The organism is Persicobacter diffluens, from assembly GCF_036244895.1.
GTDB lineage: Bacteria > Bacteroidota > Bacteroidia > Cytophagales > Cyclobacteriaceae > Persicobacter > Persicobacter diffluens.
Genome location: NZ_BQKE01000001.1, coordinates 1856297 through 1867729, shown reverse-complemented (window position 1 = coordinate 1867729; position 11433 = coordinate 1856297). Strand labels below are relative to the sequence as shown.

The following is an 11433-nucleotide window of genomic DNA, read 5'->3' as shown; positions in this document are numbered from 1 at the left end:
GGTTTAAGTAGGAATATTCCGGTTTAAGGATGCAGGTTAAATTGGGGGAAGTTGAGGGAAGGTGCTCTCATATTTGCTTTTGAAATTCCCAGTGTTGTGTACTTGTATATAAATTGAGAGAAAATACTGCAGGTCTATTTAACATAAAAAATATCTTTCGGCAATAAAAAACCCGACACATGATCGGGTTAAAATATTACTTTGTTTTTTGAGGAGGGTGGAGTGGGATTTTGAAAGAAAAAATACTTCCCTGATCAGGAACGGATTGAATATCAAAACTTCCCCCATGCATTTTGACAAATTTTTTGAAAAGATAAAGGCCTAAGCCAGAACCTTTTTCTCCTGCGGTTCCTGAAGTGGTATAACCATCTTCTTCCACTAATTGCTGGACTACATCTTCAGTCATTCCCTGGCCCGTATCTCTGACCGCCATATGGAAATACTCTCCTTCCGATTGACCACTGATCATGATCTTTCCTCCATCGTCAGTAAATTTAATCGCATTCGATAACAAATTTCTGATAATGGTTTTAATCATTTCATCATCGGCGTAAACTATGGCGTGCGGCTCTACTTCATTGACTAGCTCAATATCTTTATGAGAGGCCTGTAGCGAAACTAAATTTATCATTTCCAGTGTAAGGCGATAAACATCGACCTTTCTGGGGTTGAATTGAATTTGGTTTCTTTGGCTTCGGGCCCAGTTTAATAAGTTTTCCAATAAGGAAAAGGTAGATTCCGCAGACTCTCTTCCCAGGTCCAAAAAGGTTTTGAACTGTTTAGGTTCAAAGCTTTTTTGATTATCGGTGAGTAGAGAAAAAATGGACTTAATATTGCCAATAGGGCCACGTAAGTCATGTCCGATAATAGAGAACATGCGGTCTTTGGTGGCATTAGCTTTTTCTAATTCTTTTTGAGTATTTCGGAGATTAATATGATTACGTACCCTGGCCAATAGCTCAATGCCATTAAATGGTTTGGTGACATAGTCAATTCCACCTACTTCAAAACCTTTGACAATACTCTCCGATTCAGTTTTGGCCGTCAGGAATATTACTGGAATTCCCTGATTTTTAGGATCTTCTTTGATTCTTCGGCAGACTTCAAAACCATCCATCTCCGGCATCATGACATCTAATAGAATTAAATCAAATTCTATTTTTTCAATTTTTTCCAAAGCCTGCGGGCCGCTTTTGGCAAAAGTAATATTATAATTTTCCTGTTTAAGGATATTTGCCGCTACCTGTATATTTTTTGGAATGTCATCGACAATCAAAATTTTTGCATGGAACTGAGCAGACTGCATATATAGTATTGGTTATAAGTGCGATGTTGAATTTCAAAAAAGGCGGATATTATCGCTTTGTAAAATTAATCTAAATTGCGTTTTATAATAACATTTAGAATTTAAATATTAAAATTTGTAGATAAAAAAAGCCCTCGAAAGGGCTAAAATGTCATTTTGGAGTTTTTTAAACCAGTTCCAGGCCTTCCACATCAGGGATGTTTAATTCTTCCACCATTTCAAAACGGAGTAAGTTATCCAAATTGGTTTCCTTATTCCAATGGGTGTGAAGTGTTAAAGCGGCTCCCAAAGCAGTGGCTCTTTGAACGCCATTCGTATAGAACTGAATGTCCGGTAAAATAGCCGGCAAAATTCTTTTGAAAGATTCATTGTATGAGAATCCACCTGCCATAAATACTTTCCCTACATCCGTATCTCCAATCACAGAGGTGATAGAGGAGGCCTGCAGACAGGAAAGATCCAAAATTAATTGGTGGTAAGCTTCCTGAGGAGAACTAAAGGCCGATAAATCATTCAGAGGTTCCGGCTCTTCCGGAGAGAAGCGACTACCCAAAGCAGACTGCGGATAAAATCTTCTTTCCGGTGTCAGGCGGTTGATCAGATCAGAAATTACGCTCTCATCAGCCATTACCGATTTATAGAAAGTCCGATCAATATCAAAATGCTTTGCAATACGCTGCAAATGAAATTCGTGCTCTCTACCCAAAAAGATTCTGGCCGTACGCATAACGTCTCCACGGAAACTCAAAAGATCGAAGTTATCGTTGTAGATATCTTCGGGGGTCATTTTGGCATCCAATGAAGGGTTCGTGGCAGTACTCCAGGTACCGGTTGTTAAAACTACATAGTTACGTTCGAAACCTAATTGGTAGGGAACCATAGAGGCTGCGCCGCCAATAATTCCAATACCGACTTTCACTTCGCGGTTTTTTACAAAAATCTTTTCAGAAGAAGTGGTGTTCACAATGGGAGGGAATTTGGAATACATTTTTTCCTTATATACCCAATCATGTGAACGATCCTTTTTAAAATCCCATAAAGAGGAATGACATCCTAAATGGGTAATTTCAGAAAATGCTTTTCCGGTAATCACATACGAAAGGTATTGTGGAATTCCCAGAGAAGTGTGGATCTTCTTGAAAACCTCCGGCTTGTCATGCTTTAACCAGTATAATTGCATACCGGCATTCAACATGCCATGTTGCGGCGAGGAGGTTGCTAAAGCAAATTTGTCAGCGTCTCCGTATTTTTTATAAAATTGTTCCTGTATATGTTTAGGAATCGGCTTCCAGTAGCTATACACCGGGGTGACAGGCTTACCTGCTTTATTGATATGAACCCAGCTCGCACCGTAGGAGGTAAAATTCAATGCACGAATCTGAAAATCTTTCATCTTCATGGCATCCTTAAAGGTTTTCTTTACCCACTCTACAATTGAATTTAAATCTTCACAAGCATCCCCATCCTCATCCGTTATGTCTTCGAAACGAGTGAGTTCCTCATGAACGATCTCATAATTTCTGTCAAAAAGAAAGAATTTTTTATAAGTACGACCTATGTCAAAAATTGCAATTACAGATTTACTCATAAGAGTTATTCAATGGTGGAATAGAAAAAATGAACAGGCACACGAATGACTGCTCAATTCAAGATACGAAATTATTAGTTTGTGACAATTTTTCCTAACTTTTTGTCCCTTAATGAGCCTTTATACGGGATAGTCTTTGGAAAATAATGCCCTTTACTGGCTCATCTTTTAGTAAGCGCCTTAATTTGCAATTATGAGTAATATTAGTTTCAGCCATTCTCTTTTATTTATATCTCATCATTTTGAACAACAGATACTTGAATTTTTTAAATCAAAAAATATCAAATTGTCTTATAAGTCATTCTTAATCCTGCAATTAGTAGTTGAAAAGGAGGGTATTTCTCAACATGATATTGGCCAAAGGTTGGGCTTATCTAAAGTGCAGGTTTCTCGGCTTCTGGACCTGCTGGAGGACGAAGCCATGGTCGTGAGAATTCCGGGGAATGAGGATAGCCGGGAAAAAAATATTTATTCTACCAAGGTGGCTAAGCGAAATTGCACTATTTGGAATCTGGAGATTGAACAGATGTTGAAAAAAAGCTTGAAGGAAATTTCCCCTGAGCTGTGCATGAAAGGGATTGACTTCTTAAATTCGTGGCATAATAGTTTGAAGGCAACCATAAGCTAATATATGGTTCCTTTGGTATTTTTAACTATACGAGATTAATGTTTAATATCCGTCTATATTCCTGCTTGATTTTAGTGAGTTTTTTCGCGGCTTGTGGTACTTCGAATAATACTAAAAATGAAGGCGCTGAAACCATTGATTTACAGCAAACTGATTATACTTTTTTTGAGGATTCTTTAAATATAGAATTTGCTAAGAACTTTGAGATTAGTAAACATTCCAATTTTAAAAAATTAGTACTTCATAGCCGCTTGAATAATAAGCATGAGGTCTCAGAATATTATCTGGTCAAGCGGGGAACGCCCTATCCTAAGGGAGTCCATTCCAGCAAAGTGATTGAAGTTCCGGTGAGAAAAGTAGTGGCCCTGTCCAATACCCATGTGGGAATGCTGGACCGCTTAAGAGGTCTTAGTGCCCTGAAGGGGGTTGATGCGCACGATTATATCCCTGACAGGACGATTCGTACGAAAATTGAATCCGGAGAAATTAAAGAAGTGGGGGCTTATTCAAAACTGAATGAAGAGTTGATCCTGGCAATGAAACCGGATGTGGTGCTTTATGATGATATGGGGCAAGATGAAACCTATCCGGCATTAAAGAGTCAGGGCATTTGCCTGTTGCCTATTTCCTCCTGGCAGGAAGAAACTCCCTTGGGAAGAACGGAATGGTTGAAAGTGATGGCTTTGTTATTGGATAAGCCTGAGCGCGCTACTTTAGCCTTTGACCGAACGCGAGAAAATTATTTTTCCTGGAAATCCTTTGCTGATACCTTGGATCGCTCCGTGAATGTAATTTGTGGCTTACCCTATAAAGGGGTTTGGCATATGGCCGGGGGAAAAAGTTTTACTGCCCAGTTTATAGAAGCGGCCGGAGGGAATTTTATGTTTAAAGAAAATGATGTGGTTGCGGCAGTACCGGTGGATTTTGAAGTGGTCTTTAAAAAAGCCCAACAATCTCAGGTTTGGTTAAATGTGGGGCCGGTGAAAACGAAAGAAGAACTTGTTGACCTGGATGAAAGGTATGCGCTTTTTCCACCTTATAGTCTTAATCGAATTTATAATAATAATGGACTTGAGATTGATGGGGTTAATGCCTTTTGGTACACGGGCTATTTGAACCCGGACTTAGTGCTGAAGGATTTGATCAAAATTATTCATCCGGAAGCTTTTTCAGATTCCACTTTGGTGTATTATCGTCCAATTAATTAATGAGAGGAGAATTCAAATCCGTTCGTTGGCTTTTGCTCATTTTCATTCTGATTCTTCTTTTTTTCCTGGATGTGGGAATGGGATCTGTAAAAATTAGTTTTTCAGAAACCTTTTCCCATTTAATAGGGTCTGGAGAAGATGAAATTATTCAAGCCATCATTTTCAAAATCAGAATGCCCAGAGCTTTGGCGGCCATAATTGTTGGGGCCGCATTAGCCGTGGGAGGCTTGCTGATGCAATCTCTTTTTGGGAACCCATTGGCCGGTCCATCTGTATTGGGTATTTCTTCCGGTGCCAGCCTTGGTGTAGCGATGGTCGTTTTAGGAATTGGAGGTAATGTTTCCGCCTCATTTCTACAGACCGTGGATGTGGGTAAAAGTTCGCTTTTGGTTGCTGCGGCATTTGTGGGAGCATTGATGGTTTTTTTATTGATTTTAGTATTGGCCAGTAGGCTAAAAGATGCAGTAAGTTTGTTAATTGTCGGGGTGATGATTGGCTTCTTAACCAACGCCATTGTAGCCATTGGCCAGTATTTTTCCAGTCCAGAAATGATCCAGGATTTTCTGCTATGGTCCCTGGGTAGTTTAGCAGGTTTGAATAATAGCCAACTATGGGTAATGGGAACCCTGGTAGGAATGAGTGTTTTGGCTGCTTTTTTTATGGCCAAGCCATTGAATATACTATTGTTGGGAGAAAATTATGCCTTATCCATGGGGCTTTCTATCAAGCGTATCCGGATAGCGATTATTGGAATCACCAGTGTTTTAACAGCCGCCACGGTTTCTTTTGTGGGTCCCATAGGATTTGTAGGAATTGCGGTTCCGCATTTAGCTCGGCGATTTTTTTTAACGGCAAGTCATAAGACTTTAATTCCCGCCTCGGTATTAGGAGGAGCGATATTAATGTTAATTTGCGATTTGATTAGCAAATTACCATACAGTCAGGCCGTATTGCCCATGAATGCGGTAACGGGATTGGTCGGAGCGCCTATCGTAATTTTTGTGATTATTAAAAGAAGGTCATGAGTGAAGTTCCGCAGTTAAGGATAGAAAATCTAACGGTCGGTTATCCGCAGAAAACCTCAGGTCATTGGAATATTGTGCAGGCCGGGTTAAATGCTGAAATTCATTCCGGAAAAATGATTGGTCTCCTTGGAGGAAATGGCGTGGGTAAATCTACCCTGATGCGAAGCCTGTTGAAAATGCAGCCCATTGTAAAGGGACAGGTTTTTTTAAATGGTAAAGACCTGGCTATGATTGCCCACCAGGCATTGGCTAAGGAAATTTCAGTAGTGCTTACCGATAAAATTAGCACGCCTTTTTTGACGGTAGAGGAATTAATATTTAGTGGACGAAGTCCCCATACCAATTGGTGGGGAAGGCATAGTCAGGCTGATGTTGATATAGTGGATCGAATTGTGGAGAAGCTGGGCATTGGTCACATCCTTCAACAACCCATCACGGATTTATCCGATGGGCAAAAACAATTGGCACTGATTGGCCGGGCACTTGCCCAGGACACCCCCATTATTTTTCTGGACGAACCCGCAGCACATTTAGATGTGCCCAATAAGATTGTGATTTTTAGTATTCTTCGGGAGTTGGCGGCTACCGGCAAAACGATTTTAATCAGCTCGCATGAGCTTGACCTGAGTCTGCAGTTTTGCGATGAAATACTTTTATTGCATAAGGAAAAAAGTTCGGCATTTGGGATGCCGGAGGAGATGGTGCTCTCCGGAGAATTTGCCGCTTTTTTTGAGAAAAAAGAAGTGACTTTCAATGCTGAAAGTGGAAGATTTGAGGCGCCATTGGTGTTAAATAAAGCTATTCAGCTCGTCAATTTTTCAGCTTTAGAGCAGAAATGGCTCCAACAAGCTCTTGCAAAAACTGGAGTGGGGATTAATCCCAATGTTCAAGAAAAAGTAGAGAAAATCGGTGATGACTATGTCTTTAATAAAGTGATTTATAGGCGACTATCTGATTTAGTAAATGCGGTAGGTAAAGATCTTATTTAACATAATAGGAGGGGCTATTATTGCAAAACTATATTTCAGCTCTGACAAATAGGAGGGTCTTAGAAAGAGCGGTGTCAATTTCGACTACCGCATTTTTTTTGCGCGCTATTTTAGTTTCAATTTGAAACTAAAATAAGTAACGAAAAGAGTTCGAGAAATAGCTCTCCATCCAGAATATAGAGACTGATTTATAAAGGCGACATAATCGACAAGAAGGGCAGGGTTTAAATTTAAAATGAATAAATTTTCATTTATGACACGAATCAAATCTTGAAAAAAATGGAGAGCTAAAAAATTTAGCAAACCTAAAACACGGACCCCGTCATTATGACATAGCTAATTTTCGATATACCGGTAGGGTCTATTTCCTGTTTAACCCGAATTATTCACCGCTATATTTATTAAACCATCGTGGGTGACTTATTTTCAACCCTTTAAAACTTATTTTCTTCGAATTATAATAGCCCAAAATTGGTCAAGCTTGCTTTCTCCTCATTTGTTTCGTTGGAAAAAACTCGGAAATAGGAAGCTATTCCTTCATTTTTTCCGCTTTACAGTTAATCGAGGATTTAAAGCATTAATAAGCCGGGTTAATTTGGCAAATAGTGGAATTGAATTTGGACAGGAGCAATAACTCAAACGAAATTGGCTTGCTTAGGCGCGTGTTTAAAAGCGCACCTTCCGTCGGCGATTTGGAATTATTGGATGGATGCTATTCTGTCAAAGTAAATCGGTTATCGTTTCAGCAATACTCAAATTTTCGGTATGGGTTAGGCTTGTTAACCAACCCTAATTCACATAGCTGCAAGGCGGGAAAGTGAGGAATTATTTCCCTCTAAAAATCAGGGGAAACAATCTCAACATAAGGAAATCAATAGTTCGCTTAGGTTAATTTAGTGCGTAGTTGGAGGGGGCCGTTCAACAGGTGTGGTAAATAAATGGGCTAAATTATGCTGTTGTTAGAATAATTAATTCCGTTTTTAGCCGTGTATATTTTATCGCTAATAATTGCCGGCTAATGTAAACTGCTACTCCAGGTTTGGGTGATTAAATTTTGCACCCTGTTGAAAGCAAAAGAGCTTTAGAGCGGGGCTTTCTGGCGGTCAAGATTTTCCGTTTGAATGCAATTTCTGACCTTGATCAAATAAGTTAGCTTTTTACGGTGCGCCGATGAATTTTTAAGTACATTGAATTACAAAGTATAGATGCCATTGGCCATTTAATTTTTTTGACTTAGTAGCTAAAAGCATTTATTTATTTCTGTATTGAATTTTATTTATTTTATGATGTAGGCATATTTTAGCTTATTTCAATTTCAATTTGTCACGTCCTGAAATACGTTGACACCATTTCAACGTAATAATACTCCCTAAATAATTGTACTATTTCAATAACACTAGTAGGAGTGGAGCCTCCCGGCGGGTCATTTTGATAGCTCATCCATGCAGCAAATAGCATTTGCTATTTGCTTGGCATGAACTCCCCATCAAAACGTTTCTTCCTTCTTTTCTCAAGAGGTTTATTACTTTCCCTATTCTTGAGTTTTAATTGATAGTAATTCTTCCATAATTTTTTTATTGGCCCACTCATCTGATGGGCTTGATCCGGTGTTAACATGTTGATACTTAGATGAGGCCTGTTGAAATTGTAAACCTCTATAGCATCGCTTGTCCAGGCAAATGCCTCTTCAAAACTCATAAATCGGGCACCCAAGTCCAATTCGTCCTTTAATATGCCATTCACGCGCTCGGCAGCAGCATTTTGATAAGGATCATAACTTTCCGTCATACTTATGCTGACACCGGCATTTCTTAAATCCTGTACGTATTTATTACTACAGTATTGAACCCCACGATCTGAATGATGAATAAGAGGTAAATTCTTGTTTTTTCGTTGTTTAAGCGCCATTTTCAAGGCTTTTCTGCTTTCTTTAGCGGCAAGAGATCGGGAAAGATGCCACCCAACAATTTTGTGAGAATACAAATCCGTAATCAAGTGCAGATAACAAAAATCCTCTGGGCCTAACAACTTTATGTAGGTGATATCTGCAGCGTATTGCTCATCAGGTCGGGTGGGTGTGGTTCCCTGAATTAGATTCTTATATTTTTTGAAACGATGTGTCACGTCCTGAAATACGTTGACACCATTTCAACGTAATAATACTCCCTAAATAATTGTACTATTTCAATAACACTAGTAGGAGTGGAGCCTCCCGGCGGGTCATTTTGATAGCTCATCCATGCAGCAAATAGCATTTGCTATTTGCTTGGCATGAACTCCCCATCAAAACGTTTCTTCCTTCTTTTCTCAAGAGGTTTATTACTTTCCCTATTCTTGAGTTTTAATTGATAGTAATTCTTCCATAATTTTTTTATTGGCCCACTCATCTGATGGGCTTGATCCGGTGTTAACATGTTGATACTTAGATGAGGCCTGTTGAAATTGTAAACCTCTATAGCATCGCTTGTCCAGGCAAATGCCTCTTCAAAACTCATAAATCGGGCACCCAAGTCCAATTCGTCCTTTAATATGCCATTCACGCGCTCGGCAGCAGCATTTTGATAAGGATCATAACTTTCCGTCATACTTATGCTGACACCGGCATTTCTTAAATCCTGTACGTATTTATTACTACAGTATTGAACCCCACGATCTGAATGATGAATAAGAGGTAAATTCTTGTTTTTTCGTTGTTTAAGCGCCATTTTCAAGGCTTTTCTGCTTTCTTTAGCGGCAAGAGATCGGGAAAGATGCCACCCAACAATTTTGTGAGAATACAAATCCGTAATCAAGTGCAGATAACAAAAATCCTCTGGGCCTAACAACTTTATGTAGGTGATATCTGCAGCGTATTGCTCATCAGGTCGGGTGGGTGTGGTTCCCTGAATTAGATTCTTATATTTTTTGAAACGATGATTTGAATTGGTGGTGATCGCCCGGTTCCTTTTCTTTTTTATCAATAAATTATTTTCTCTTAGAATGGTAAATAATTTATCTCGGCCTATATAAACGCCTAATTCCTTAAGCTCTTCATTGAGTACATGATAAAGTTTTCTTGTGCCTAACTTCCTCAATTTAAGTTTTTTTCTCTTTCTCTTGACCTGCTCAACAACAACTTTTTCCACTTCATAATGAGACATCAAGACATCTTCATGCTGGTACCAGGCTTGTCGGGTATATCCAAAACAAGCGGTAATTCGATTTAATCCGACAGCTGGATACCGCTGCTTCATTTTGTCGACCGCTTCCCACCAACTTTTTTTTTAAAGTTAATACCTGTTGATTCAGAGGCGATATCGACAATAATCTCCATAGCCTCAGCCTTTAACTCAGCATTTTCTTTTTCCCGCTGAATTTCCATAATCAGTTTTTTCAAAGCCTTAGGATCATCCGGTAAATCACTTTTTTTCATCTTAGGTCGAATTTTATACTTTTTTTGGATTAACTCTTCATACCACCAACACCAGCGTCGAAGGGTTCGCTCATTGATTCCGTAATCATCCAAAATTTCTTGTTTTGAAACAAGTTTGGCGTAATATTTTTGAACAAGTGTCCGTTTTTCTTTAGCGCTAATGGATTTTTTTTCTTTTTGTACTTTAGTCATAATTCTTGAAATCAATAAATTATATTATTGGTGTCAAGTAATTTTAGGACGCTACAAATTTAATTATAATTTGTATTATGTTAAATAAAGTATTTTAATTCATTGCCTATTAACCACTTACTGGTAGCCTCTCTCAAATACAAGTATTAATTTCATAAACTGCTTCAATAATCTCTTCTTTCGATATATATATATTATGCCAGGCACAGGCTTTGTCTAGCTGACCTTGCTGAAGATAAGCATAAGCAAGCAAATTTGTGGTTAGCGGAATATTGGGGTCTTTCTCATAGACCTTTTCCAAAAGCGCGATGGCTCTAGAATAATTTTTCTTTTTAATGAAGAAGTACGCTTTATTTCGGTAAGCCCACTGATTATATGGATCTATTTGAATGCTATTATTAATGTCTGTTTGTGCAGCACCTAATTGATCCATCTGTAAATGCGCAAAAGCGCGATTATTCAGTACAAAAGGCAATCCCCCTTTGATAATTAAAGCTTGTCCGTAATCTTTAATAGCGGATTGATAATCTCCTTCCGCTGCTGCAATCATTCCCCGGACATTAAAGGCAAAAGGATTCTTTTCATCGAGTTCCATCGCTTTTTGTATATCCGCTTTAGCCGCTGAATAATCTCCTAAATAATAATAATTGGAAGCCCGGTTAATCCACAACTCCTCATTGGTGCTATCTTTTTGGATCGCTTTTCCAAAAGCAATGATGGCATCATCGTACTCATACAAAGCCATTTTCGCTAATCCTTCCGTGAAAAACACCGGTAAAGTATCAGGATATACCTTCGCGACCTGCTGAATATCTCTTAAGCATTGATAATATTCTTTATAATCTAAAAAAGCCTGGGCTCGATTATAATATGCTCCGGTGAAATTTGGATCATAAGCCAATGCGGAATTGAAATCTTCTATGGCAGCTCCCACTCTACCTAATTTCTGTCGACAAACACCTCTATTATTATAGGCATCCACAAAATTCGGATCCATCTCGATGGCTTGTCCAAAATATTGTTCTGCCTTTTCCCATTCTGCCTGTTCAATGGCAATTTTCCCTTTCAAAAAAAACTGATCACGC

Annotated in this window: 10 protein-coding genes; 4 read left to right on the top strand and 6 right to left on the bottom strand. The window is 38.8% G+C overall.

The features are described from left to right. Positions 1-196: 196 nt before the first annotated feature. Complete coding sequence (locus AAA970_RS07815) at positions 197-1306, bottom strand: hybrid sensor histidine kinase/response regulator (RefSeq protein ID WP_338236643.1); 1110 nt, start codon at positions 1304-1306, stop codon at positions 197-199. 166 nt (positions 1307-1472) lie between these two features. Continuing rightward, positions 1473-2894, bottom strand: a complete 1422-nt coding sequence (locus tag AAA970_RS07810) for an FGGY-family carbohydrate kinase (RefSeq protein WP_053404902.1) — start codon at positions 2892-2894, stop codon at positions 1473-1475. 286 nt (positions 2895-3180) lie between these two features. Here AAA970_RS07810 and AAA970_RS07805 point away from each other — a divergent pair, with 286 nt between their 5' ends. Genes AAA970_RS07805 through AAA970_RS07790 form a run of 4 tightly spaced genes read left to right on the top strand, consistent with a single transcriptional unit; the run spans position 3181 to position 6744 of the window. Then, positions 3181-3522, top strand: coding sequence for a MarR family transcriptional regulator (locus AAA970_RS07805; protein WP_338236642.1), 342 nt, complete (start codon positions 3181-3183; stop codon positions 3520-3522). A 38-nt stretch (positions 3523-3560) separates the two neighbouring features. Next, complete coding sequence (locus AAA970_RS07800) at positions 3561-4730, top strand: ABC transporter substrate-binding protein (RefSeq protein WP_053404900.1); 1170 nt, start codon at positions 3561-3563, stop codon at positions 4728-4730. Further along, positions 4730-5755, top strand: coding sequence for a FecCD family ABC transporter permease (locus tag AAA970_RS07795; RefSeq protein WP_338236641.1), 1026 nt, complete (start codon positions 4730-4732; stop codon positions 5753-5755). Before AAA970_RS07800 ends, AAA970_RS07795 begins: the two co-directional genes overlap by 1 nt. Then, positions 5752-6744 carry an ABC transporter ATP-binding protein gene (locus tag AAA970_RS07790; RefSeq protein WP_338236640.1) on the top strand — a complete coding sequence of 331 codons (993 nt, stop codon included), beginning with the start codon at positions 5752-5754 and terminating at the stop codon, positions 6742-6744. The genes AAA970_RS07795 and AAA970_RS07790 overlap by 4 nt, the downstream gene beginning before the upstream one ends. A gap of 1461 nt (positions 6745-8205) precedes the next feature. On the opposite strand, the gene AAA970_RS07785 is transcribed toward AAA970_RS07790, so the two are convergent. From AAA970_RS07785 to AAA970_RS07770, 4 genes are all read right to left on the bottom strand, one after another. Next, the gene (locus tag AAA970_RS07785; RefSeq protein ID WP_338236639.1) at positions 8206-8868 is read right to left on the bottom strand and encodes an IS3 family transposase; all 663 of its coding nucleotides are present in this window, start codon (positions 8866-8868) and stop codon (positions 8206-8208) included. Between the two features lie 134 nt (positions 8869-9002). Further along, a complete protein-coding gene (locus AAA970_RS07780) occupies positions 9003-9977 on the bottom strand; it encodes an IS3 family transposase (protein ID WP_338236638.1) in 975 nt (324 codons plus the stop codon). Next, on the bottom strand, positions 9974-10348 hold the full coding sequence (locus tag AAA970_RS07775) for a hypothetical protein (RefSeq protein WP_338236637.1): 375 nt from the start codon (positions 10346-10348) through the stop codon (positions 9974-9976). The genes AAA970_RS07780 and AAA970_RS07775 overlap by 4 nt, the downstream gene beginning before the upstream one ends. A gap of 133 nt (positions 10349-10481) precedes the next feature. Beyond that, positions 10482-11417, bottom strand: coding sequence for a tetratricopeptide repeat protein (locus AAA970_RS07770; protein WP_338236636.1), 936 nt, complete (start codon positions 11415-11417; stop codon positions 10482-10484). Between the last annotated feature and the right edge of the window lie 16 nt (positions 11418-11433).